Below are 25,579 nucleotides of genomic sequence, written 5' to 3'. Positions count from 1 at the left end.
TCATCTCTGACACTCTCTAGTATACTTCCTTTTTCAACCAAATCACATCGATTCTTCGGAATTCACTTTTTCTTCACGAATGATTTGATACATATCTGAAGCTTCTTCTTTTTTGGCATGTTCCTTAATGCTATCAATTTGTACGGTGACGATCTTATTTCCAAACCGGATCGTCATCTCGTCTCCAACTGACACTGTACTGCTCGCTTTAGCGACAAGACCGTTGATTGTAATGCGACCTTGATCCGCGACCTCTTTCGCAAGTGTACGGCGTTTGATCAAACGGGATACTTTTAAAAATTTATCAAGTCTCATGACTGTTCCTCCTGCTTTGATTGATTCCATAAGGCGTCTTGTTCCGATAACGAAAGTTCCGTCAACGGACGATCTGCCAATTGTTCCATTCGTCTGAAACGGCGGATGAACTTATCATTCGTCTGTTGCAACGCTTCTTCAGCAGATAACTCCATGTACTTCCCGACAAGCGTTAATGAAAATAGGATATCACCCAACTCCCCTAAACGCTCTGCTGCCGGTGCCTCCTGCAATTCCTGGATTTCTTCCCGCACTTTATCGAGTGCTCCAGCGACGGTATCCCATTCGAATCCGACCTTCGCGACCTTTTTTTGAATCTGTTCTGCACGCATTAAAGCGGGAGCCCCTTTTGTGACACCATCTAACAGATGGATCCGTTCCGGTTTTTCCTGCGCTTTGATGTCCTGCCAGTTAGTGACGACGTCTGCGGTCGAGTCGACGGTCACATCTCCAAATACATGCGGATGACGGCGAATCATCTTGTCGCTGACGCTACCGATGACGTCTCGCACATCAAAATACCCTTCATCCAGACCGATTTGGGCATGAAGCATGACCTGAAGGAGGACATCGCCTAATTCTTCAATCATTAAGTTATCGTCCTGAAGGTCGATTGCTTCCAGTAATTCGTAGGATTCTTCGATTAAATGTTTTTTTAACGACTCGTGTGTCTGTTCTTGATCCCACGGACAGCCACCTTCTCCACGCAACCTTGCGATGATTTGTTTTAACGTCGTAAAATCACGGTTCAAGATCGTTTGATCCGTGACGGGCGGGACATAGACCGTCGTCAGGTTACTTAATGTCGTCACGTGATCGAGTTCATAAAGCGGAACCGTCGTGACCTGTTGCTGACTCGTCCCAGCTGCCGTCACTAGTGTCACGTCATGTTCATCGGGATAACGTTCCATCAACATGACTTTTAAATCCCCCGCGACCAACTGATCGTACACTTGCCCGATCAATAGATGCTGTCGAATTTGTGCTTCGTCAATCTCAAACGCAGTCGCATCCAACAACTGAAATCCTTCAATCGGATCCACACCGACCGCAGCAAACATCGGGTCGAGAAAACTTTGACCACCAACGATGTTGATGTTTTCTGTCTGTGCGAGTAATTGTTGTACGGTACTTTCGGCGACGAGTGGATGACCCGGAACGGCATAGATGATTGGTTCTGTCACAGCTTGCTCGAGCAACGTTGCCACAATCTCACCGTACACACCCTCGAATTGGTCATGCTTCTCATAAATGAAATCAAACGATGTAAATTTCATTCCCTCTGCCATCAGTTCTGAAACGACAGGATGATCTGCCGTCCGTAAATAGACCGGTTGCTTCGTCTCTTTTAATAACTTATAGATTCCATACGGTAATTGTTCCAGTTCACCGACTCCTAGGCCGACGACTGTAATCTGATGTGTCATATGATCCCCCTACGTTGATGAATACGATATAGTTTTTCTCCAAATGGCAACAACGCCCATTCCCGTTCCGATAAGACGCCGGTCCGTAATGCAAAGACACAGAAAACACCGGCTCCACCAAGTACAAGTATACCTACTTCAAGCATCGCTCCGAACCGGCTTTCCCAGCCGGATAAACGAAACAGTTGCTCGATGATATACAAGAACACGGCCATCGGGACAACCGCTTTCGATAACCGGACATAAAAGGAACGTCCAGCTGTCACTCGGCCAAACTTACGATTGAGCAACACCAATTGAGCTGCCGCCATGACGGCAAATCCACCAAATGTCGCCATTCCAGCACCTAACATGCCATATGCCGGAATTAAAGTGATATTGAGCCCTAGCTTGACTGATAGACCGACGACGACTCCGACGAACGCATATTTTTCCGCATCCACCGATTGGAGACAGGAGACGATAATCATTGATAAGGAGGCCGTGAATGCTGTCGCAGCCAACCAACTGAGTGCCACCGTCCCGTTATCGTCCTGATACAAGGCGATGTTCAGTGGCCGCATGACTCCGACTAGACCGACCGTTGCCGCTGCCGCAATCAACAAACCCGACCGTAACAACGTCTCGAGGTGCTGTTTCGTCGCTGCATCATTTCGTTTCCTGTATTCCATCAATAATGTCGGGACACTGGCGAGACTGATCGATGTCGCAAACAAGATGGCGAACTGGAGTAATGGATACCCGCGATCAAAAATTCCTTTTTCGACTTTCGTTTCAAGCGAATCTCCAAGTAAGTTGACGAAGGTCAGTCCATCAATCAATTGCATCAACAACAACGCGAGTGAGGCAATACTAACAGCTAGACCACTTGTCAACAAAACACGTCCGACACGTCGAATATGTCGTTTCGAGACGACGGGACGACCGATCCGTCCTTTAGCGAAACGGACCAATAAAATCAATGATGCAATACTTCCACCAAGGGCCGTCATGTGCGCCGCTGCTCCGACTTGATACGGATTGGCGCCCATTTGAACGCCGTAGTAGGTCACGAGTAGTAACAGGCAGACACGAACGGCATTTTCCGTAATTTGCGAAAAAGCCGTCGGACGCATCTCAAGATCCGCTTGGAACATCCCTCGTAAAACAGCGATGACCGGCAGCAGGTAAAACGTAAGCGTCACTGCCCGGAGCGGTTGGACGAGCTGGGCATCCCCGAATAATAACGCCACTTCCGGAGCGACCCACCAGCCGAGTGTACCGAGTACAAAAGACATGACTAACAAAACAAAAAAGATGGACCATAAGACTTCCCGTTTCTCTTCCGGGTGATGTAACGTCAGCTTGGCGACGACGACGGGCAATGCATAAATGCCAAGTGCTGCCGCAATCGCAAACACTGGATAAACGGTTTGATACACATATAATCCGAAATCTCCCGCCATGTTCTGATAAGGAATCCGGTAAAAAAAACTCAGCAATTTAGACACATAACTTGAGATGGCCAGGAGAGCTGCCCCCTGAGCAATCGTCATCCGTTGATTCATTGCATGATCCGACGATCAATCTCAGCGAGTAATCGTTCCGCCTGCTCTGTTGTCTGTTGAAGCGTTTGTTTGCCACGATTGAGCGTCAACACCAATTTCCCGTCTTCTTGGCCCATACCAAGACCACGACCGATCGGGACGGTCCATTTGACGAAATCCGCAACGTCAAGCGTCTGTGTCGTCTGTTCGGACAAGACGATCTCGATTTTCGGATCCGTCTGTTTGACACGTTCGACGCGAGCCCGCTCAGCGAAAATCCGCATTCGCGTCAACTGGATCAATCGAGCGACTTCGCTTGGGAATTCTCCGAAGCGTTCTAACATCTCGGATTCCAGTGCTTCGAGACTGTCCGGTGTATCGACGTACTTCAATCGTTTATAAAACTCGATTTTTAATTCAGAGTCTGCCATGTAATGACTTGGGATATACGCATCCAGACTAAACGTGAAGTCCGGGACGAATTTTTGGATTTTCCGTTTCCCTTTCATCCGTTCTTTTCGTTCTTCGACCGCTTCCGACAACATCTGGGAATAGAGATCAAATCCAACCGAGTCGATGAAGCCTGACTGTTGGGATCCGAGTAAGTTTCCAGCCCCGCGAATCGATAAATCACGCATCGCAATCTTAAAGCCGCTACCGAGCTCCGTAAACTCCTTGATGGCCTGCAGGCGGCTTTCCGCAACTTCCGTTAATCGTTTTTGCGGACGATACGTGAAGTACGAATACGCGACCCGGCTCGAACGTCCGACACGTCCTCGCAATTGATACAGCTGGGACAGACCCATCTGATCGGCATCGTTGACGATGAGTGTGTTGACATTCGGAATATCGATTCCGGTTTCGATGATCGTCGTACTGACCAACACATCGGCGTCCCCTTCAAAAAAGGCGATCAATTGGCTTTCGAGTTCACTTTCCGTCATGCGACCATGAGCCGTCACGACACGTGCTTCCGGAACAAGAGCACGAATTTCTTCTGCTTTCCGCTCGATTCCTTCGACCCGGTTATAAAGGAAAAAGGCTTGTCCCCCACGTCCAAGTTCACGCTCTAACGCTTCGCGCATGACGATTCCGTCATACTCCATGACATAGGTCTGAACCGGATAACGATTTTCTGGCGGTGTCTCAAGTACTGACAAATCACGGATACCGATCATCGACATATGCAACGTCCGTGGAATCGGTGTGGCCGTCAATGTCAGGACGTCGACGTTCGTTTTCAACTGTTTTAAACGTTCTTTATGCTTGACGCCAAACCGTTGTTCTTCGTCGATGATGAGTAACCCGACATCCGCAAACTGGACATCTTTCGATAAGACACGATGTGTCCCGACGACGACATCTACCGTCCCTTCCTTCAGGCCTTTTTTCGTTGCTTTTAACTCTGCCGCTGAACGGAATCGACTCATGACGGACACGTTGATCGGCCAGTCGCTGAATCGTTCGAGCATCGTTTCATAGTGTTGCTGCGCAAGAACAGTCGTCGGAACAAGCAACGCCACTTGTTTTCCTGCCATGACGGCTTTAAAGGCAGCTCGAATCGCGACTTCCGTTTTCCCATAACCGACATCACCGCATAAGAGACGATCCATCGGGCGTGGACGTTCCATATCTTTTTTGATTTCTTCGATCGAACGTAACTGATCGACGGTTTCCTCATACGGGAACGAGGCTTCAAAGGCCTGTGTACTATCATCGTCTTCCGGAAATGCAAATCCGACCGCCGCTTCACGTGCCGCATAGAGTTTAATCAGCTCGTCCGCGATGTCTTCGACCGATTTTTGGACTTTCGCTTTGACTTTCTTCCACTCCATACCGCCAAGTTTATAAATCTTTGGTTCCTTGCCTTCCGCGCCGACATACTTTTGGATCAAATCGATTTGGTCGACCGGTACGTACAACGAGTCTTCACCGGCATAAATCAGATGGAGATAATCCTGGTGATTGCCCGCGACATCAATCGTCTTGATGCCGTGATAACGGCCGATCCCATGATGAATATGGACGACGTAATCGCCTGTCTTCAATTCCTGGTAACTTTTGATACGCTCGGCATTCGTCAGCTTAGTCGTTTGTTTCCGGCGGCGTGCCGGTTGCTTAAAGACTTCTTCTTCCGTGATGACGACAAGACGGGCATTCGTCATCTCGAAACCGCCGTGAATACCTCCGATTAAAATCGAGGGATGTCCTCGTTTGATGTCATCTTCCGTCGTATGCAACGAGGCTTCGACCCCATAATCGGATAACGTTTGCCGCATCCGCTCCGCCCGTTCGCGATTACTCGCTAAAAAGACCATCCACATGTCCGCCCGGCCGTACCGATCGACTTCTTGCTTCAACCGTTCCATCTGTCCGTGGAACGGAGCAATTGGTTTGATGCTGAAGTGAATGGCGGCACTCTCCGGCACACCACTGCGTCGTGTCGGGAGTAACGATAAATACAACAGTTGACGTTGCTGGAAGACTTTCATCATCGGGACCGATAACGTATAGTCACTGATGCTTTGTCCCCGTTCAATCAATGAAGCCATCCATTCCGCTTCTTCTGTATCCTGGACTTCGGCCGCTTCTTCAATCCGGGCGACCTCATCGACGATCAAAACAGTATCCCGAATATCATCAAGCAAGGTGGTTTTGTACAGTAACGGCGCATATTTAGGAAGTTGTTTCGGACGTTCCCCGTTTTCGAGCAATTCGACATCGTAAGCGATTCCTTCTTCTAAGGCAACCAACACTTCCGTGCTCTGCACACGTTGCTTCGTCGCTTCATAAAGACCACGCAACTGTTCACCCGCTGCACGCAATCCGTCATTCGTCGCAAAATGTTCCGCTGCCGGTGGCACCAATGCTTCCGCAACGACACCAAGCGAACGTTGTGTCTCTGCATCAAACGTATAGATGGAGTCGACTTCTTCATCAAATAAATCAAGCCGGTAAGGACGTTCCACTGTCAACGGATACAGATCGATGATGCTCCCGCGGACGGCAAATTCGCCCGGTGTCGTAACCGTAGCTGCCCGTTCGTACCCGGCATCCACCAATTCCTGAATAAAATCCGGAATCGACAAAACATCCCCCGGTTTAATCCGGTGCGTATGCCCTAAAAAATCAGCCGCGGTCGGGACATATCGTCTGAGTCCGACGAGCGGAATGATTAAAATCCCATCGTCCGTCGTCAGTAGACGTTGCCGTGTCTCGATTCGTGTCGCCCGGAGTTCCGGGCTTGCCCCGTACGATAATTCTGCAGCAAGTGTCTCATCGACCGGATACAACATCACGTCCTGCTCGGGAACGAGTTCAATTAGATCATCATATAATTTTTGAGCCTGGAACATGTTGTGGGTCACGATGACGAATCTTTTTTTCGTCTCTTGGTAAATGCCGGCGATGAATAATGCTTTTCCGCTGTTCATCAGTCCCGTGATTAGTTGGGCATTGACCCCGTCACGGAAACGTTCCCGGACGGTTTTGATCTCCGGAATGCCGAGTAACAGATTTTGTAGTTGTTTCATTGTTTCCCCTCCTAGGACGACAGCAAAAACGCTTTGGACATCCAAAGCGTTTTGTTCAGTTATAACGATTCATCAACGCTAAAAATGGCGTATCGATGAAATCCGTTGCGATGTTTACAGAATCAGCCAACACATGTTGCAACGTCACCTGTTCTGATTTTGCAAATGGCATCAAGACCCAGTCAATGACTTGGATCGGTGCCGGCGGACGCCCGACCCCTAACTTCAGCCGTTTGATGTCTTGTGTCCCTAAATGTTGAATCAATGATTTGACCCCGTTATGACCACCAGCACTTCCTTTAGAACGCAGACGCATCTTCTCGAGCGGAAGATCCAGGTCATCATAGATGACCAGTACGTCCTCGACCGCGATTTTATAAAAGTCGAGTAACGGTCGCACGGCTTCACCGGACAAGTTCATATATGTCAATGGTTTGACGAGAAGGACCCGTTCCCCTTTCATCATTCCCGTTCCGAAGACTGCTTTAAACTTCGACTCCGTTAATTTTATACCATGTTCTTTTGCCAAGGCATCAACCGCCAAAAATCCGATGTTGTGGCGGGTATTGGCATATTTGGCCCCTGGATTTCCTAAACCGACGATACATTTCATACCGTCACCTCCTTAAGTTCACAGACAAAATCACATCTCGCCTGGATGATGAAAAACACCAACGCACAAGGGTCCGATTTCTAAAAACCGGACCTTGGCGTGCATATCTGTTTAAAATCAGCTAAAGAGCGGGCTGATTGATTTTTGTTCATGGACACGGATGATCGCTTCTGCAAGCAACCGTGCGACTGAAATTTGTTTGATTTTGCTTGCACATTCACGTTTCGTCAAATCGATTGTGTTTAAGACAACAAGCTCTTCGATTGCCGAGTTTTCGATTCGCTCCATCGCTGGACCTGACAGAACCGGGTGCGTACAGCAGGCATAGACTTGTTTTGCTCCGTTTTCAATCAACGCGTTGGCAGCAAGCGTGATCGTGCCGGCTGTATCGATGATGTCATCGATGATGATGGCGATTTTCCCATCAACTTGCCCGACGATGTTCATGACTTCCGCGACGTTTGGTTTCGGACGGCGTTTGTCGATGATCGCGATCGGTGCTTTTAATTGTTCTGCTAATTTACGAGCCCGCGTCACACCGCCATGATCCGGAGAAACGATGACAAGTTCGTTCGGGTCGATATTCTTCTTCTCGAAGTAAGAAGCAAGCAAGGGAACACCCATTAATTGATCTACTGGAATATCGAAGAAACCTTGGATTTGGGCAGCATGGAGATCCATTGTCACGACGCGTGTCGCCCCTGCGACTTCAAGCAAGTTCGCGACGAGTTTCGCTGTGATCGGCTCACGCGAACGCGCTTTACGGTCTTGACGCGCATACCCGTAATACGGAATGACGACGTTGATCGTCCGAGCAGAAGCTCGTTTTAACGCATCGATCATGATGAGGAGCTCCATCAAGTTTTCGTTGACCGGTTGGCTTGTCGATTGGATGATGTAGATATCATCACCACGGACGCTTTCTTCGATGTTCATTGAAATTTCGCCATCACTGAAGTGTTTGACTGAACTTTCGCTGACAGGAATCCCGATGACTTTAGCGATTTCCTCTGCCAGTGGTTTGTTCGAGTTAAGTGCGAAAATACGAATTTCATGTTCTAAGACAGTAGACATGGTTAGGTGGCCTCCATTTGTTTGGTTTAGACGAGTAGAGCGACAGGTAATGAACGAATAAAATTAACGGTAATCCGGTTTGGTCGTCTGACGCTCCCGTGCGATCGCGAGACCATTGTCAGGAACATCATCCGTGACGGTCGATCCTGCTGCGACAAGCGCATTTTTACCGACCGTGACAGGGGCGATCAAATTGACGTTACAGCCGATGAAGGCGTCGTCTCCGATGACCGTTTCAAACTTATTTGTTCCATCATAGTTGACCGTGATCGAACCACACCCTAAGTTGACGTTTTTGCCGATCGTCGCGTCGCCAACATAACTTAAGTGTGCAGATTTGCTACCTTCTCCAAACGTTGATTTTTTCACTTCAACGAAGTTGCCGACACGGGTATTTGCACCGAGGATCGCTTGTTGGCGTAGGTGAGCAAACGGACCGACTTGTGCTGCTGGTCCAATTTGACTATCCGTGACAACCGATTGACGGACAACCGCGTGATCTGCAATCGTACTATCGCGAATATCCGAGTTCGGTCCGATGATGCATTCCGAGCCAACTGTTGTGTTACCAAGCAATTGTGTCCCCGGGTACAAGACGGTATCAGAACCAATCACCACATCTGGTCCGATGTACGTTGAAGCAGGGTCGACGAACGTGACACCTTGACGCATCCAATGTTCGTTTGTCCGTTTCCGCATCGATGTTTCTGCTTGCGCAAGCGCTACCCGATCATTGACGCCAATCGTCTCTTCGAACGTCGATGCTGCGTAGGCGGCAATCGTTTCGCCGTCGGCTTTCGCGATTTCGATGACGTCGGGTAAATAGAATTCACCTTGGACGTTATCGTTTTTGACTTGTTTTAGCGCTGCGAAAAGCATTTCATTATCAAACACGTACGTGCCTGTGTTGATTTCTCTGATGAGAAGTTCTTCTGCGTTCGCATCCTTATGCTCAACGATTTTCGAGACGTTTCCGTCTTCACCACGGACGATTCGTCCGTAGCCCGTTGCATCATCGGCATGTGCCGTCAAAACAGTCACTTTCGCGCCTGTTTCGGCATGATGTTGCAGCAACGATTCTAACGTCGCACTTGTTAGGAGTGGGGTATCCCCACACACGACGAGAGTCGAACCCGTTTCGTGACCCAGTACAGGTTCCGCCATCTGAACAGCATGACCCGTGCCAAGCTGCTCACTTTGAAGTGCATATTCCACCGATGTGCCGAGCACTTCTTTGACAGCCTCTGCACCGTGACCGACGATGACGACTTGACGTGTGACACCGAGTGTCGTCAATTGATCAACGACATGTTGTACCATAGGCTTCCCAGCTACTGGGTGAAGTACTTTATAGAGCTTTGATTTCATCCGAGTGCCTTTACCCGCTGCTAGAATTACCGCGAAATGATTCATCCTTGTCGCTCCTCCATATAAATTAGTGATGATTTCGTTCTGAAATAGTCCACTCGTTCCCACTATAACGAAAATGGCGCGACGAATCAATCACAGGGGAGAGCAGAAATCACGAAAATACGCAAAAAAAGACAGGTTCTCCCATCGCTAGGGACCTGTCCGTTGAATTACGAATGATCGGTGACTTCGAGCACCGTCAGTTCACGCTCTGACGTCTCGTCCTGATCCTCGCGTACCGCATATGCTTCTAATACTGAATCTTCGACCTTTTTTCGCATTAATGCATTGATTGGATGGGCGACATCACGAAAGATGCCCTCCTGTGTTCGTTTACTCGGCATCGCGACGAAAAGACCGCTGTTCCCTTCGATCACGCGTAAATCATGTACCACGAATTCGTGGTCGAGCGTAATCGAGGCCAGTGCTTTCATTCGACCCTCAGCTACGACGCGACGAATCTTGACGTCGGTGACATTCATTTTGTCCGCACCCCTTTTATAACCGTTGTCACAACTCTTCGTTGTCTACTTCTACTTACGGCTTAAAACATTCAAAGGTTTAGCTTTTGCCAATCATTTTACGCATAATTTCCAAAAGTTTGATAATTACAGTATAGTTACAAAAAAAATGTGTGTCAAATTTAGATATTGTCACCATCTGTGAAATACTGGTCGACGTTCCCACGCTTCACTTGAATCTGTCCAAGATCGACATCGACGTCGGCAAGCTTCATCAGACTGACATACTCATTGACCATCTTTTTCTCGGCACCTTCCGCTTCAATCAGTACACCGACTCCGGCTACGTTCGCTTCGAACTCACTGAGGAGGCTCATCATGCCGCGAATCGTTCCGCCGGCCTTCATGAAATCATCGATCAGTAAGACATTGGCACCACGGGGCAAACTGCGTCGTGCGAGCGCCATCGTCCGAATTGCTTTTGATGAACCGGACACATAGTTGATGCTGACGGTCGAACCTTCCGTGACCCGGCTATCCGAGCGGACGATCACAAACGGCACACCTAACTGTTCGGCGACGGCGTAAGCTAACGGAATTCCCTTTGTCGCGATCGTCATGACGACATCGACCTTTTTCTGGCTGAAGACAGAGGCGAACACTTGCCCCATCTGTTTCACCATTCGTGGATCTCCGAGCAAGTCTGTTAAGTAGAGATACCCACCTGGCAGTAATCGATCCGGCCGTGCTACACGTTCACATAACTCATCGATGAACGGTAACGCCTTTGCGCTACTCCATGTCGGAATGAACATGACCCCTCCGGCAGCTCCCGGGACCGTCACGAGTCGCCCTGTGCCTTCATGCTCTAACATTTCACTGACAATATCTAAATCTTCACTGATCGAAGATTTCGCAGATTTGTAACGCTCCGCGAATATCGTCAATGAGACTAGATGATGCGGATGGTCCAGCAGGTAACGTGTCATGTCTACCAACCGACCACTTCTCCGAATTTTCATCTAAATCGTTCCACCTCTCCGTAATTCCGAATATTCACTAGTGAATATATCATTTTCATACGGAATTTATCAATGATTTTCCCCTAAAAGACGAACGACGTAGACTTCATTACAAAAACCTCGTAAGCCATTGTACAGACGTTGCGCTCGGTTTTCGTGTTCCGTCAGCGCAAAGACAGTAGGACCACTTCCGCTCATCAAAACACCTTCCGCCCCGCAACTCGTCATGAACGCTTTGATCTGTTCGACTTCCGGATGCATCGGTAACGTCACCGATTCCAACACATTTCCGAGTGCGTCACAGATGCCATTGAAATCCTGCGCCTTGACGGCTTGGATCATCGCCTCGACATCCGGTCGCTCCGCTGTCGTCAGATCAAGGGCTCCATAGACATCCGCCGTCGACACACCAATCGTCGGTTTCGCAAGGACGACCCAACAGGGTGGAGGGGATACTAATTTTTCAAGCTGTTCCCCGCGTCCCGTCGCGATCGCCGTCCCGCCCATCACACAAAACGGAACATCCGATCCGACTTCAGCCCCGATCTCTGCTAACTGTTCGAGCGTCAAATCCAGTTTCCACAACTCATTCAAGCCACGTAACGTCGCGGCCGCATCGCTTGAGCCGCCGGCCAGACCGGCTGCGACCGGAATATGTTTTTCGAGATAGATTTCAACTCCACTTCGGATGTTAAACCGTTCCTTTAAAACCGCCGCCGCTTTATACGCTAAATTCCGTTCATCGTTCGGTACATACGCATGTTGCGCATTCATCCGAATTTCACCAGAAGGTAATTCCGTCAATTCCAACCGGTCTGCCAAATCAACTGTCGTCATCACCATATGTACATCATGATAACCGTCCGGACGTTTCGCCGTCGCATCCAATACTAAATTGATTTTTGCTGGAGCTTTTACAATAATCGTCATCGTGCCGTTCCTCCTCTAGTACGTATCCTGTACGAATTGTATCAACCTTTGCACAAAAAAAGAAGCGAACATTTCTGTCCGCTTCGGAAGGTAAGTTTACGAATTCGCAAATTCGATTTGTACGGAGTCTGTTAACACGTCGGCATAGCTATAAGAAACTCGCTCGACATTGTGGCGCTCTGCGTCTAGCTTGACTACAAACACCGATGGATACGTCTCAACGAGCGTTCCGATTCGGGTTACGACCTTTTTACGACCGCCGCTTGCTTTTAGCGTCAGTCTTTCACCAACATGTGTTTCAAACACATGTCTGATTTCGTTCAACGTCTTTGGCATACGCTTCACCTCACTAATATTTATTATAGCATATGAATTAAATATTAGAAAGAGCGAATATTATATCCGTTCTTTTGTCTACCGTCAACGTTTTTTAATCGGTAAAAGTGCGTCGGCTAGCTGTGCGAATTCCTGCAGGCTCAGTGTCTCACCACGGCGGCGGGGATCGATCCCCGCTTCATGTAACGCTGCTTCGACCGCTTCTTTTTCTGCTTTTCCGAAATGACTCGACAAGTTATTTAAAATCGTTTTTCGGCGTTGCGCGAAACTCGCACGTGTCACTTCAAAGAACAATTTCTCATCGAGCGTCTTGACGGCGGGTTCTTTTCGGATATTCAGGCGAATGACAGCTGAATCGACGTTCGGTGCCGGTATGAACACATGTTTCGGGACGGTAAAGCAGACTTCTGCCTCCGCATAGTATTGAATCGCAATCGATAGCGAACCATAGGCTTTTGTCCCGGGTTTCGCGCCAATCCGTTCAGCCACCTCTTTTTGAATCATCATGATGAGCGTCCGGAATGGAGTCCGCGCTTCAAGAATGCGCATGATGATTGGCGTCGTCACATAATATGGAAGATTGGCGACGACGGCAAGATCGGTAATGCCTTGTTGTGTGAACTCTTGATCGACGATTGTCTCAAGATCGAGCTCGAGCGCATCGCCGTGGATGACTTTGACATGGGGATACGGGGCGAGCGAATCTTCGAGAATCGGTAATAACCGTTGATCGATTTCGAGTGCGACGACCTTTTTCGCCTGTTTCGCTGATTGTTCCGTCAACGAACCGATACCGGGACCAATCTCAAGCACTCCACTGTCAGGTGTTAAGTTGGCGGCGCCGACGATGTTACCGAGTACGTTTAAATCAATTAAAAAGTTTTGCCCTAAGGACTTTTTGAATGAAAATCCGTGTTTCGCCAGGATTTCCTTAGTCCGGTGCAATGTAGCGATGTCTTTCAATCTTGTTCCTCCTCTATCTGTTTCAACGCGTCTTCCCATTCTTGTTTGGTGATCCGGATCGATGCCACCCGTTTGACCAATTGTTTGGCATTTGGCTCTCCGATCGAAAGCACCTGTCCAAGTCGTTTCCGACGTTTTGAGGCGGCCGGTCCACCAATCAAATCGGCTGCAAGAATCATCTCCCGCGTCACTTCCGCGATATGGTGTTCTTCTGTTTCGTAGACGGCTTCCAGTGCCCGTTCAATCGCTTTCGGTGAAGCGTGTTCGACTCCGATTTTCCCGCGTTTGTCTTTCGCATCGGCCCGTGGCAGGTAGGCTTGCTTGCAGCCCGGCACCCGCTCGTTGATCCGTGCCCGAATCCGGTCTCCTGGAAAATCAGGATCCGTAAAGACGATCACACCACGACGTTCAAGCGCTTTTGCGATCCGTTGTAACGTCTGCTCGTTGACGGCAGACCCGTTTGTTTCGATTGTATCGACATCGAATACTTCTTGTAACCGTGTCGTATCATCGCGTCCTTCGACGACGATGACTTCTTTTAAGCGTTCCCGCATCATGTCTTCTCCACCTTCTTCAAACACTTCCGTAATTGTACCTGTTTTGATAAAAAAAACAAGGAAGCGTCAATTGCCCGCTTCCGCTGTCGTCTCGTTAGGAATGACCCAGACTTGGATCGTCTTTCGACCAAACTGTTTAGCGGTCGTCTCTCCATCAACGAGGACATCGATTTTATTCCCTTTGATGGCACCACCGGTATCGAGGGCAATCGCAAGACCTACCCCCTCGACATACACTTTTGTCCCGAGCGGAATGACTTTTGGATCAACGGCGATGATCGGTAATCCTTGATAGGTGATCGTATCCGTCACGTCATACCCCGTCGCCGTCAAGGCGCGTCCATCATACAGCCGACTCCCGTTCGAAGCAGGATCGTTCGTATAAGCGGTCGCCTCGACCATCAGGGTTTTCGCTTTTTTAAAGTCTAGATCCGTGGCTGCTTTAGGTGCTTCCGCTAAAGGTACCGTCGCTTTTTCAGTATCAAAGACCGGAGCCGGTGTCGTTTCGACTGCCTCGACGGATGCGACCGGCTTCGTCCCGACTTTGACGACTTGCTTGACCGGCTGGCTCGTGATTTTGTTTGTGATCAATTTCTTTTCTTTACTCAGTCCGTCAGCGAGCGTCAACTGATACTTTTGTGTCCGGATGCCGGGACGCCCCGCTTTTGTCACCAATTGCTCACCGGCCGGTAACGTCTCGTCTTCAATCGTCTCGACTTCAAACGGTAACAATTGTTCTTCCGTCAGAACGGCGCGTCGTGTCGTATTGACCGTGACGAGCATGTCCTTTACGACGACCGTATCAAGACCCGGAGAGACGTTGTCTTCCGGTTGAAGTTTGATCCCTTGCATCGCGAGGAGCTCACGTACCGTCGTCTGATACGTATACAGTGAACGAGCCTTTCCTTCTACGATCAATTCAAGTGGGAACGCCTCACGGTATCGGACCGTCATTCCAGTCGTCAAGACGGCATCCTTCGACGGATAGATGTCATCCGTCTCCATCTGCTCGATCCCACGTTCTTTTAATAGATCATCGACTCGGCGTGCTTGCGTCCGGATGGTTTGTGCTTCTCCATATCCCATGATCAATGTGATTTCTTTTGCGGGACGAATGACAATCAACTCATTGTCCGGAAGATCCGCACTGAGTGCCGGTTCGATTTCATCTTGTGCCCGAACTGAAATGCCGGCTTCCTTCAAGACACCATAGACCGACGTCTCGAGCGTCTCGATCTTCGTTTCCCGACCATCCACCATGATCGTGATGTCACGCGGGTGGTCCATCGCCAAATACAATACACTTGCGATCAGAAGCAATGTACAGCCGATCGTCATATACGCTATCGATCGAATCATGGAAGCCGGAAGACGCGCTTCGCGTTTTCAGTGGTCGCTTGTTCGATATCGGCATACATCATACCACGCAGCTGTGCGATCTCTTCTGCCACGAATCGGACATACGCCGGTTCATTACGCTTTCCCCGGTACGGTGTGGGTGTCAGATAAGGACAGTCCGTCTCGACCAACAAACGATCAAGTGGCACTTCCTGCGCCACACGTTTTGGTGTCTTCGCATTTTTAAATGTCACCGGTCCGCCTAACGAGATGTAGAAGTTCATCGCTAAACAACGGGGGAGTAATTCTGCACTCATACTATAACTGTGAAGGATTCCTCCCACTTCTTTTGCGTCTTCTTCTTCCAAAATCCGAAGTGTATCCTCCGTCGCTTCACGGTTATGGATGACGATCGGTTTATTTTTTTGTTTTGCCAAGCGAATCTGTTTTCGGAACGCTTCTTCTTGAACGTCTTTCGGTGACGTATCCCAGTGATAGTCAAGACCGATTTCTCCTAATGCGACGACTTTCGGATGGTCCATCAAACGTTCGACTTTCTGATAAGCGGCGTCATCAAAATCAATCGAATCAACAGGATGCCATCCGATGACTGCGTAGAGATCATCATAGTGTTCGACGAGCTCCATCGCCCGGTCGATCGTCTTGTGGTCAAATCCAACGACGATCATCGGTGAAACACCATTGGCGCGTGCCCGCTCAATCGTCTCATCAACATCTCCATCAAACTGATCAGAATTCAAATGTGTGTGTGTATCAATCAACATAAAGTTCGACTCCTTTTTTCAAAAAAATGCCTGTGACATCAAGTCCACAGGCATCTGAATTATTTTACACTTGCCCCGTTCGCCATCGTCGATGGTACCGTGGCTAGTTCAAGCTTACCTGATTTTTCAGCAGCTAGCACCATACCTTGTGACAATTCGCCACGTAACGTAACCGGTTTTAAGTTGGCGACAACGATGACTTTACGCCCTACTAAATCTTCCGGCTCATACCATTCGGCAATCCCCGACACGATTTGACGTGTTTCTTTGCCCATATCGACGGTTAGCTTCAGCAATTTTTTGGCCTTTTTGATTTTTTCAGCCGTGACGACCTCACCGACCCGTAGTTCAATCTGATCAAACACATCAATCGTCGTTTCTGGGCGGACGTCAGCATCCACTTCTTCTTCGACTGTCTCTTCTTCGACACGAGCAGCAGACGCCTGTTTCATCATTTCAACGATGGCTTCGACTTCCTCTTTCATGTCACGACGCGGGAAGATCGGTTGAGCGACGCCGACTTTTGTTCCTTCGTTGATTGCAGCGAACTGTTCAAGTGCTGTCCAGTCCATCGGTTGTCCTTCGAGTCCAAGCTGACGGAACATCTCTTTTGGTGACCGTGTCATGAACGGTTGGAGCATGATCGCAACATGACGTAATGCCCCTACTAAATGGACCATCGATGAAGCGAGTTCAGCTGTTTTCGTTTCATCTTTCGCGAGTACCCATGGTTGTGTCTCATCGATATACTTGTTCGCTCGGCTGATCAGTTGCCAGATATGCGACAAGGCGACTGAAAATTCCATGTGTTCCATCGATGCTTCGACCTTCTCGACCGTTTCTTGTGCTAGCGTCGACAATGTCTCATCAAATGGTGTGACGTTTCCAGCATACGTCGGAATGACGCCATCGAAATATTTTGTGATCATCGCGATCGTCCGGTTCAGTAAGTTCCCTAAATCGTTTGCGAGATCAAAATTCATTCGCTCGACGAATGCTTCCGGTGTGAACATACCATCCGATCCGAATGGAACTTCACGTAACAAATAATACCGTAACGCATCGAGTCCGTACCGGTCGATCATCGGAATCGGATCTACGACGTTCCCTTTGGATTTCGACATCTTTCCGTCCTTCATTAGCAACCAGCCGTGTGCGAAGACTTGTTTCGGAAGTGGTAAGTCGAGCGCCATCAGCAGGGCCGGCCAAACGATTGTATGGAAACGAACGATTTCCTTCCCGACCAGATGAACGTCGGCTGGCCAATACTTGTCGAAATTGCCTTGGTCATCCGTTCCGTAGCCGAGTGACGAGATATAGTTCGTCAATGCGTCAACCCAAACGTAAACGACATGTTTCGGGTTCGATGGGACCTTGACACCCCAATCAAACGTCGTCCGCGAGACGGCGAGGTCTTGGAGACCGGGTTTAATGAAGTTATTGATCATCTCATGTTTCCGGGATTCTGGTAAAATGAACGAAGGGTTCGCTTCATAGTACTCAACTAGGCGATCCGCGTATTGGCTGATCCGGAAGAAATAACATTCTTCGCGAACGAGTTCGACCGGGTGACCACTGTCAGGACTTTTTCCATCCACTAACTGCGATTCCGTATAATACGTTTCATCCGGAACAGAATACCAGCCTTCGTATTCGCCGAGATAAATGTCCCCTTTTTCGAGCAATGTCTCAAATACCCGTTCGACGACTTCTTTATGGCGCGGTTCTGTTGTCCGGATGTAATCGTCATACGAAATATCGAGCCGATCCCATAACACTTTGATCTGTTCGACGACTCCGTCAACGAACGTTTGCTCGGATACACCGGCTTCTTTAGCTTTTTCTTGAATTTTTTGTCCGTGCTCGTCCGTCCCCGTCAAGTAACGAACATCAAAACCTTGAAGCCGTTTGTAACGAGCCATCGCATCTCCCGCGACCGTCGTGTAGGCATGACCGATATGTAGCTTTGCGCTAGGATAATAAATCGGTGTTGTGATATAAAATGTTTTTGCCATGATATTCCTCCGTTCTGTATTTCATTCCATTATTATACGCTGTTCTAGCCCCCATGTCGAAACTCGTTTTTTGTCGAATCCAAACATTTTTTGACATCAGACATCAAATTACAAAAAAACACACTCAATAGTTTGATTTCCTTTAAAAAGGGAAATTCTATTAATAAATCGTTTCAGATATGGTTTTTTTGAGAAATAAATGACATTTTGATTTCAAGCTATTCAGATTGGTTGACTACTTTTGGAAAGTTTAGTATTCTACATTCTATAGAAGTGATGTCGAATTTTGACGATTTTCCAAAAACAAAGAGAACCTAGACATCAGAGGAGGAACAACAAAATGAAATCAACAGGTATTGTACGTAAAGTAGACGAGCTTGGCCGGGTAGTTATTCCAATCGAACTTCGTCGGACACTTCAAATCGCAGAGAAGGATGCTCTTGAGATTTATGTCGACAACGAGCAGATCATTCTTAAAAAATACAAACCAAACATGACTTGCCAAGTAACCGGTGAAGTATCAGATGATAACTTCAAATTGGCAGACGGTAAATTGATTCTCTCTCCAGATGGCGCACAGCGTGTCCTCGTTGAGTTAAAAGATTTCCTCGATCGTCATTACGCAGGAAACGAATAAGTAAAAAGAAGCGATTCCAAGCGGAGTCGCTTCTTTTTTTTAGGATTCATGATAACGTAGATACAATTCCTGACGATCGAGTCCCCGCTCCTTGGCAACTCGTTTCAGGGCAGCATTCGGTTTTTCGCCTTGTTCGATGTACCGTTCGATTTGTTGCAACGGATCCGCTTCTTGCTCGATGTCGCTTGGACGTTCTTCCGTTGATCCTTCGACGATGACGACGAATTCACCGCGTACGTCTTCTCCGGCCCAGTCCAGTGCTTCCGTGACCGAACCACGAATGTATTCTTCATAGCGTTTCGTCAGTTCGCGGGCTAACGTCAGCTGGCGGTCCCCTAATACATCCCGTAACGCCCCTAACATCTCTTTTAAGCGATGGGGTGCTTCGTAGAAGATTAGCGTTCCACTTTCATAGCGAACTGTTTCCAGGGCCTCGCGGCGCTCTTTTTTCTTCCGTGGTAAAAAACCATAATACAGAAAACGTTCTGTCGCAAGACCGGATGCGACGAGTGCCGTCAAGGCTGCATTCGCGCCCGGTAAGACGACGACCGGGATATCCGCTTCAATCGTAGCCCGGATCAAGTCACTTCCTGGATCAGAAATGCCTGGCATTCCGGCATCCGAGACCAGTGCAACTTGTTTTCCGGCTTGTAAGTCTGCCAGTAGCCGTGCTCCACTGACTTGTTTATTGTGTTCGTGATAGCTGACGAGTTTCGTATCAATCTCAAAGTGATTAAACAACTTTATCGTCTGGCGTGTATCTTCTGCCGCGACGAGATCGGATTCTTGTAAAATACGAACGGCCCGGTATGTCATGTCCTCTAAATTTCCGATCGGAGTCGGAACGATATACAGACCATTCGTCTGTCCTTTAAAACTACTGGTCGCTTTCATGAGACGACCTCCCTTCTTGAATCAGTTGTTCCTTTTTCGTGCGCGTCAATTGTTTAATCGCATATTCCCGCTTCAAGGCTTCCGACTTCGTAGCACACGTTTCTGTATAAATCAAAACAACAGGGAGCCGTGCCCGGGTGTACTTCGCTCCTTGTCCCGTGTTATGCGTCGCGAGACGTTTCGTAACATCGACGGTATATCCTGTATACAACGTACCATCTTGGCAACGGACGATATAGACCGTATGATTAGACATCGAGATGCTTCCGCATCTGTAGCGTGTACGTATCATCTTGTTCATAGACGATGAACGGAGGCAACACCTTTAGACCTGGTTTAGCATCCTTGATCCCTTCGATCAATAACATGTTGGCCTCCTTACCTTGTTTCGGATAAATCCATTGCATCCGTTTTGGTTCAATCCGGTACTGGCGCATCAAGGTGACGATATCGAGCAAACGTTCCGGTCGATGGACAAAAGCTGTCTTGCCCCCTTGTTTGAGTAAATCTGCCGCTGATCGAATACAGTCTTCGAGCGTACAGAGTACTTCATGACGCGCAATCGTATAATGTTCACTTAGGTTTCGATTAGACGATGCGTGCGCTAAAAAATACGGCGGATTACAGGTGACGACGTCATAAAGACCATATCCGAGCAGTTTTCCTGCTTCCTTGACGTCCCCTTCCACCATCTTCAGTTGATCTTGTTTGTCATTCAACTGAATACTCCGTCGCGCCATCCCAGCCAGACGAGGTTGAATTTCAAGCCCTGTGATCGTCCCTTTCGTTCGGTATGACAAAAACAAAGGAATGGCGCCATTGCCGGCACATAAGTCGACTAACTGCCCTTGTTTGATTGGAACCCAGACGAATTGGGAAAGTAACGCCGCATCGAGGGAATAGGAAAACACGGTTGGACTTTGGATGATCCGCCCTTCTTTTCCGAGCAGATGGTCCAGTCGTTCATCCGGTAATAATTCAGTCATCTTGTTCTTCCTTTCTGAAAAAAAGACTGACTCCTAGGAAGTCAGCCTCTCAATGTTTCGTTAACATGGACAAGCAGAACAGACAGTCTCCGTCTTTACGGACTTGACCATAATGCAGGTTACAAATATGGAATCCTTCTTGATACAATCGTCCTAGATTATCGTACCCCGCACCGATGCCTGCTTCAGCCTGTGCTTCTTCTGTAACCGGTTGTTGTTCGTCACGCTCTACCTTCTCGCGGAGGTGGTGATTCTCAAGATACAGGTGTTGGTTCTCCTCCATCATGTAAGCAAGCTGATCCTTTAACACGCTCAGATGCTCCGTCAGCAAATGAATCTGTTGCTCGATCGCATCGACACGCGTAATGATTTCTTTTTTATCGACTCTCTCCACGCGTATGCACCCCGTCATTCTTTTGGTCGTTTTTGTTTTACGGCACCGACAGATAATAATTCTTCCATCGAATATGTGAGGACCCGGGAACGGTCTTTTAGTTCGATTTGAACGATTTGATCGAGGATGTTCAGACCAACGACCCGTCCTTCCCCTTCAGGAACGGTCAGACGTTTTCCGTAATCCGGTAGATCCCGTCGCATTTCTTCATACGTATCGTTTTCGTATTTTAAGCAACACATCAAACGACCGCAGACACCAGAAATTTTTGTTGGATTCAAGGATAAGTTCTGATCTTTCGCCATCTTGATTGACACCGGCTCAAACTCTCCTAAAAACGAAGAACAACACAGCACACGACCACACGGACCGATTCCGCCAAGCAGTTTCGCTTCATCGCGTACACCAATCTGGCGTAATTCAATTCGTGTCCGGAAGACAGCCGCTAAATCTTTGACGAGTTCACGGAAATCGACACGACCTTCCGCTGTGAAATAAAAGATGACTTTATTTCGATCAAATGTATATTCGACATCGACAAGTTTCATATCGAGTTTGTGCTCCCGAATTTTTTCGACACAGACAGCGTGCGCATCAAACGCCGCCATTTTATTTTCACGGACAATCATCGCATCTTTATCATCTGCGACGCGAAGGATGGCTTTCAGTGGCAAGACCACATCATCTTCGTCCATTTGTTTATCGGCAATGACAACTTCACCATATTCAATGCCCCGTACCGTCTCAACGATGACTGCCTGTCCTCGTGATAATGACTCTTGTCCAGGTGCAAAATAATAAATTTTGCCCGCTTCTTTAAAGCGAACGCCTACTACTTTTAGCATATCGCTCTACCCTTTCTGTAAGTCAAACATGAGACGCTCAACTGTTAATTGAGGATTAACATTTGCTTCGATCCGTTTAACGGCTGCGAGTACTGCTTGTAGCCACCGTGTGATCGTCGTCTGACTTTTCCCACCCATCTGTTCCAGTAATGGTCGGCTGTTCGCATAGGTGATCATTTCCCATGACGGATTTAGTTTGAGATGTAGAACATCTTCAAAAAAACACGTCACAAGTTCTAGACCAATCCGAGCATCTTGCCGGTTCTTGAATTGACTGATCCATTTTTCCTGGACAAACAAAGGTAAATCGGCCGGACGATTCGCTAATTCCTCCATCAATTGTACCACTGTCCCTCGCGCATTTACAAACCAGTCTTCGATTAATGCCTGCTCTGCATCTTCTATTTTAGGATAAACACGTGCTGCCAGTTGCGTTAATTCGCTGTCCCGTCCTGTTTTTTCAGACAAGACTTGACCAATCAACAAACGATCTGCGGGACGAAAACTCAGTAATTGCCCCCGCGAACGAATCGTTGGTAACAAAAGCTGGGGTTGATTCGTAATTAAAATTGCCACTTTTCCAGCACCCGGCTCTTCAAAAAACTTCAATAAGCTATTTGCTGCTTGTGGTGTCATCTTATGCGCTTGTGTCACGACATAGATTTGTCGATCTCCCTCAAGCCCCCGTAATGAGAGGTCATGCATCAGTTGCTGAATCTGTTCTTTTTTAATGGTCGCTCCGTCTGGCTCGATTTGATAATAATCGACGAGATTCCCACTGTCCATCCGGCGGCAACTCCGACACGTTTGACACGGTTCGATTTGATCGCGATGTTCACAGAACAGACTTTTGGCGAACAACTGAGCCGCCTCCAAAAGAAGCGGCTCATAGTCTCCAGTAAAGATATAAGCATGATTAATCCGATTCGCACGTAGTGAATTTTGTAAAATCGTCGCGATGACGGATTGTGTTTGTCCTAGTTCATGGAATGTCTGCATCAGAATTGATGGAACCCTTCGATCGGTAAGACAAAGACAGTTGCCCCGCCGACTTGAACTTCAACCGGATATGGAATATATGAATCGGCATGACCACCCATCGGTGAGATCGGTGAAACCATCTGTTCGCGGCTCGAGCAGTTTTTTTTGATTAACCGCATCAAGTCGTCTAAACGTTCGCTCTGAACACCAATCATGAACGTCGTATTTCCTTCTTTTAGAAATCCACCGGTCGTCGCTAGTTTTGTCGCTCGAAAATCATTTTCCACCAGTGCTTCTGCTAGACGTAAGCTATCTTTATCTTGAACAATCGTAATGACCATTTTCATGATAATCTCTCCCTTTTCTCTAGATAAGTCAGTAGATCCTGACATAAGTTGTTTTGTAAGACTTCGATTGATTGGTTGGCATTGACTAGCTGAATCCGTTCCGGCTCCTGCTCTGCTAATGTCATGAAACCTTCATACACCCGTTGGCGGAACAAATCGTCCCGTTGTTCGATTCGATCGAGTGCTCCTCGTTCCATCATCCGTTGCTTGGAATCTGTGACCGTCAAGTCAAACAGATAGGTCCGATCGGGTTCTAATCCATTTGTGGCTTGATGATTGATTGTCCGAACTTGTTCGATGGAATAACCAAGCCCATAACCTTGATAGGCAATCGAAGCATCGATGAAGCGATCACATAAAACGATCTTCCCTGCCGCCAAGGCCGGACGAATCAATTCATTGACATGTTGCGCCCGTGAGGCGGCATATAACAAGATCTCAGTCATCTCATCCATCTCACTGAATGCAGGATTTAAAATCAAGGAGCGAATCTCATTTCCAATTCGTGTCCCACCTGGTTCACGTGTCATCACGATATCATATCCTTCGGCTGTCAACCGTTCTGCAAGTAATTGTAATTGCGTCGTTTTTCCGGCACCATCCGGACCTTCGACAGTAATAAATGTTCCTGTCATTCCATAATTCCTTCCTGTATCACACGCAATTTGCCTTCATGTAGAAGTTCTCCACCTTGTAGATGAATCGATGCGGTTATATACTGCTCAATCAGAGTGATATGTTCCAACGTCACCCGTTCTCCACGTAGGATTAGCGGAACCCCCGGCGGATAGGGAATGATAGTTTCCAGTGCTATCGAACCCACTGCTTCTTCAAAAGATTGTTCGACTCCTTCAAAACATTCCAACTGATCGAGTGGGCATGCCAGTGACGATACTTTTATTTTACCCATAATGGGTTGTCCGATATACCTTTTATCTGGAATTCCTTTTGCTTTCATCGTATCGAGTGCTGTTTTAATTTGTATGATCCAAACCTCACGTTCTAATTTTGGCAAGATTCGCAATGGCAAAATACAAACAACATGATCGCCAAGTGCAAATTCGGCATCAAGTCCCTGTTTCTCCAAAGCATCCAATAATTCTTTCCCGGAATGATTGGAGTGGGATAGAATCATTCGTGACCAATCTTCAAAGGTAAACGCCTTTAAACCATCAAGTTGATTGATTTGTTGATGAAACAATTCATGACTAAAACGAACTTCTGCCATCTGTTGACCTGTCCACTGTTGTCGGTGATTACGAGCAAAATCGAGCGAAGCCATCAGCAGATAGGACGGACTTGAGGTTTGAAAAGCCTGGAGCGCATGCTTTAATTTTCTTCGTTCGTTATTCGTGAAACGTTCATGGATCCAAGCAGCCATTGTTAACGCCGGTAACGTTTTATGTGCCGACTGCACGACGGCTGTTGCACCTAACTCAAATGCGGAAGAAATACCAAACGCTTCACCAAAATGAGCCCCATGTGCTTCGTCAACGAGTAAGGGTAAGTTGTGCGACTTCGTCAATTGAACCAGTTCTTTGATCTGTGCGGTCTCTCCATAATAGGTCGGCGACGTCAAAAATACCGCTGTCCCCCCCGGATAAAGCTTTAATGCTTCTTCCAATGTTTCACGTGAAACATTACCACTGATTCCTGTTGTGTGATGGTATTCTGGCTCCATTAAAATAGGTGACAAACCTAACCATTCTAATGCATTAAAAACAGATTTATGTGAATTACGCTGAACATATATACGATCGCCACGACTCGCAACAGCCGCTAACATCCCCCAATTCCCGACAGTCGATCCATTCACCAGAAAATGGCTGTCTGAGGCGTCATAGATTTGACGTAACAAAAGTTTTGCCTCATAAATGGCTTCTTCGGGATGATGAAAATCATCTAAACCACTCAACTCTGTTTTATCCCATTCCAAAAAAGAAGGTAAGTCTTTTAGTAATGTTCCGTTCTTATGACCAGGAACATGCCAAGAAGTAGCTTTTCTTTTTACATGAGCATACAGTGCTTCGACAATCGGCATCCGACCTTTCATATACGTACAGTCCTTCCTGATTTAAACTACAAAAAAACCGACCTGCTGTATGCAGATCGGTCCTTTCAATGGCCTGGCAACGTCCTATCCTCACAGGGGGAAGCCCCCAACTACTTTCGGCGTTCAAGTGCTTAACT

General features: G+C 47.8%; 26 protein-coding genes. 1 reads left to right on the top strand and 25 read right to left on the bottom strand.

Going from position 1 to position 25,579, the window contains the following annotated elements; genetic code table 11:
* Positions 1-42: 42 nt before the first annotated feature.
* The 16 genes from KNQ13_RS10950 to metG all read right to left on the bottom strand — a co-directional run bounded on the left by KNQ13_RS10950 (position 43) and on the right by metG (position 18,305).
* Positions 43-315 carry an RNA-binding S4 domain-containing protein gene (locus tag KNQ13_RS10950; RefSeq protein ID WP_014969105.1) on the bottom strand — a complete coding sequence of 91 codons (273 nt, stop codon included), beginning with the start codon at positions 313-315 and terminating at the stop codon, positions 43-45.
* The gene (yabN, locus tag KNQ13_RS10945; protein WP_209548352.1) at positions 312-1,742 is read right to left on the bottom strand and encodes a bifunctional methyltransferase/pyrophosphohydrolase YabN; all 1,431 of its coding nucleotides are present in this window, start codon (positions 1,740-1,742) and stop codon (positions 312-314) included. Before yabN ends, KNQ13_RS10950 begins: the two co-directional genes overlap by 4 nt.
* Positions 1,739-3,289: a polysaccharide biosynthesis protein gene (locus tag KNQ13_RS10940; RefSeq protein ID WP_014969103.1), complete on the bottom strand. Its 1,551-nt coding sequence runs from the start codon at positions 3,287-3,289 to the stop codon at positions 1,739-1,741. Before KNQ13_RS10940 ends, yabN begins: the two co-directional genes overlap by 4 nt.
* Positions 3,286-6,801, bottom strand: a complete 3,516-nt coding sequence (mfd, locus tag KNQ13_RS10935) for a transcription-repair coupling factor (RefSeq protein WP_026830509.1) — start codon at positions 6,799-6,801, stop codon at positions 3,286-3,288. Before mfd ends, KNQ13_RS10940 begins: the two co-directional genes overlap by 4 nt.
* A 55-nt stretch (positions 6,802-6,856) precedes the next feature.
* Positions 6,857-7,414, bottom strand: coding sequence for an aminoacyl-tRNA hydrolase (gene pth, locus KNQ13_RS10930; protein ID WP_014969101.1), 558 nt, complete (start codon positions 7,412-7,414; stop codon positions 6,857-6,859).
* Between the two features lie 117 nt (positions 7,415-7,531).
* Complete coding sequence (locus KNQ13_RS10925) at positions 7,532-8,488, bottom strand: ribose-phosphate diphosphokinase (protein WP_014969100.1); 957 nt, start codon at positions 8,486-8,488, stop codon at positions 7,532-7,534.
* Between the two features lie 63 nt (positions 8,489-8,551).
* A complete protein-coding gene (glmU, locus tag KNQ13_RS10920; protein ID WP_026830508.1) occupies positions 8,552-9,901 on the bottom strand; it encodes a bifunctional UDP-N-acetylglucosamine diphosphorylase/glucosamine-1-phosphate N-acetyltransferase GlmU in 1,350 nt (449 codons plus the stop codon).
* A gap of 167 nt (positions 9,902-10,068) precedes the next feature.
* Positions 10,069-10,380 (bottom strand): septation regulator SpoVG, encoded by a 312-nt coding sequence (gene spoVG / locus KNQ13_RS10915; RefSeq protein WP_026830507.1) that lies wholly within the window; start codon positions 10,378-10,380, stop codon positions 10,069-10,071.
* A 161-nt stretch (positions 10,381-10,541) separates the two neighbouring features.
* The gene (gene purR, locus KNQ13_RS10910) at positions 10,542-11,381 is read right to left on the bottom strand and encodes a pur operon repressor (RefSeq protein WP_014969097.1); all 840 of its coding nucleotides are present in this window, start codon (positions 11,379-11,381) and stop codon (positions 10,542-10,544) included.
* Positions 11,382-11,450: 69 nt separating this feature from the next.
* Positions 11,451-12,311, bottom strand: coding sequence for a 4-(cytidine 5'-diphospho)-2-C-methyl-D-erythritol kinase (ispE, locus tag KNQ13_RS10905; RefSeq protein WP_014969096.1), 861 nt, complete (start codon positions 12,309-12,311; stop codon positions 11,451-11,453).
* A gap of 96 nt (positions 12,312-12,407) precedes the next feature.
* A complete protein-coding gene (locus tag KNQ13_RS10900; protein WP_012368950.1) occupies positions 12,408-12,647 on the bottom strand; it encodes a Veg family protein in 240 nt (79 codons plus the stop codon).
* A gap of 84 nt (positions 12,648-12,731) precedes the next feature.
* On the bottom strand, positions 12,732-13,610 hold the full coding sequence (gene rsmA / locus KNQ13_RS10895) for a 16S rRNA (adenine(1518)-N(6)/adenine(1519)-N(6))-dimethyltransferase RsmA (RefSeq protein WP_014969094.1): 879 nt from the start codon (positions 13,608-13,610) through the stop codon (positions 12,732-12,734).
* A complete protein-coding gene (gene rnmV / locus KNQ13_RS10890; protein WP_081809576.1) occupies positions 13,607-14,167 on the bottom strand; it encodes a ribonuclease M5 in 561 nt (186 codons plus the stop codon). The genes rsmA and rnmV overlap by 4 nt, the downstream gene beginning before the upstream one ends.
* A 66-nt stretch (positions 14,168-14,233) precedes the next feature.
* Positions 14,234-15,526, bottom strand: a complete 1,293-nt coding sequence (locus KNQ13_RS16125) for a 3D domain-containing protein (protein WP_026830505.1) — start codon at positions 15,524-15,526, stop codon at positions 14,234-14,236.
* The gene (locus KNQ13_RS10880) at positions 15,523-16,290 is read right to left on the bottom strand and encodes a TatD family hydrolase (protein WP_026830504.1); all 768 of its coding nucleotides are present in this window, start codon (positions 16,288-16,290) and stop codon (positions 15,523-15,525) included. Before KNQ13_RS10880 ends, KNQ13_RS16125 begins: the two co-directional genes overlap by 4 nt.
* A 59-nt stretch (positions 16,291-16,349) precedes the next feature.
* A complete protein-coding gene (gene metG / locus KNQ13_RS10875) occupies positions 16,350-18,305 on the bottom strand; it encodes a methionine--tRNA ligase (protein WP_026830503.1) in 1,956 nt (651 codons plus the stop codon).
* 340 nt (positions 18,306-18,645) lie between these two features.
* Here metG and KNQ13_RS10870 point away from each other — a divergent pair, with 340 nt between their 5' ends.
* On the top strand, positions 18,646-18,942 hold the full coding sequence (locus KNQ13_RS10870; protein ID WP_014969089.1) for a transition state genes transcriptional regulator AbrB: 297 nt from the start codon (positions 18,646-18,648) through the stop codon (positions 18,940-18,942).
* A gap of 39 nt (positions 18,943-18,981) precedes the next feature.
* On the opposite strand, the gene rsmI is transcribed toward KNQ13_RS10870, so the two are convergent.
* From rsmI to KNQ13_RS10825, 9 genes are read right to left on the bottom strand one after another with little or no spacing between them, the layout of a single operon-like run.
* Positions 18,982-19,836 (bottom strand): 16S rRNA (cytidine(1402)-2'-O)-methyltransferase, encoded by an 855-nt coding sequence (gene rsmI / locus KNQ13_RS10865; protein WP_014969088.1) that lies wholly within the window; start codon positions 19,834-19,836, stop codon positions 18,982-18,984.
* Complete coding sequence (locus tag KNQ13_RS10860) at positions 19,820-20,092, bottom strand: GIY-YIG nuclease family protein (RefSeq protein WP_014969087.1); 273 nt, start codon at positions 20,090-20,092, stop codon at positions 19,820-19,822. The genes rsmI and KNQ13_RS10860 overlap by 17 nt, the downstream gene beginning before the upstream one ends.
* Complete coding sequence (locus tag KNQ13_RS10855; RefSeq protein ID WP_026830502.1) at positions 20,085-20,822, bottom strand: tRNA1(Val) (adenine(37)-N6)-methyltransferase; 738 nt, start codon at positions 20,820-20,822, stop codon at positions 20,085-20,087. The genes KNQ13_RS10860 and KNQ13_RS10855 overlap by 8 nt, the downstream gene beginning before the upstream one ends.
* Before the next feature lie 49 nt (positions 20,823-20,871).
* Positions 20,872-21,234 (bottom strand): DNA replication initiation control protein YabA, encoded by a 363-nt coding sequence (gene yabA / locus KNQ13_RS10850; RefSeq protein ID WP_014969085.1) that lies wholly within the window; start codon positions 21,232-21,234, stop codon positions 20,872-20,874.
* Complete coding sequence (locus KNQ13_RS10845) at positions 21,231-22,061, bottom strand: PSP1 domain-containing protein (protein ID WP_014969084.1); 831 nt, start codon at positions 22,059-22,061, stop codon at positions 21,231-21,233. Before KNQ13_RS10845 ends, yabA begins: the two co-directional genes overlap by 4 nt.
* 6 nt (positions 22,062-22,067) lie before the next feature.
* Positions 22,068-23,060: a DNA polymerase III subunit delta' gene (locus tag KNQ13_RS10840; protein WP_014969083.1), complete on the bottom strand. Its 993-nt coding sequence runs from the start codon at positions 23,058-23,060 to the stop codon at positions 22,068-22,070.
* Positions 23,060-23,389: a cyclic-di-AMP receptor gene (locus KNQ13_RS10835; protein WP_014969082.1), complete on the bottom strand. Its 330-nt coding sequence runs from the start codon at positions 23,387-23,389 to the stop codon at positions 23,060-23,062. Before KNQ13_RS10835 ends, KNQ13_RS10840 begins: the two co-directional genes overlap by 1 nt.
* The gene (gene tmk / locus KNQ13_RS10830) at positions 23,386-24,024 is read right to left on the bottom strand and encodes a dTMP kinase (RefSeq protein ID WP_014969081.1); all 639 of its coding nucleotides are present in this window, start codon (positions 24,022-24,024) and stop codon (positions 23,386-23,388) included. The genes KNQ13_RS10835 and tmk overlap by 4 nt, the downstream gene beginning before the upstream one ends.
* Entirely contained in the window at positions 24,021-25,442 is a 1,422-nt protein-coding gene (locus KNQ13_RS10825; RefSeq protein WP_236624351.1) for an aminotransferase class I/II-fold pyridoxal phosphate-dependent enzyme, read from the bottom strand. The genes tmk and KNQ13_RS10825 overlap by 4 nt, the downstream gene beginning before the upstream one ends.
* Between the last annotated feature and the right edge of the window lie 137 nt (positions 25,443-25,579).

This window comes from Exiguobacterium sp. s128 (assembly GCF_018618815.1).
Taxonomy (GTDB): domain Bacteria; phylum Bacillota; class Bacilli; order Exiguobacteriales; family Exiguobacteriaceae; genus Exiguobacterium_A; species Exiguobacterium_A antarcticum.
Note: the sequence above shows the minus strand (reverse complement) of the source record. Positions and strands in the feature narration are given on the sequence as shown.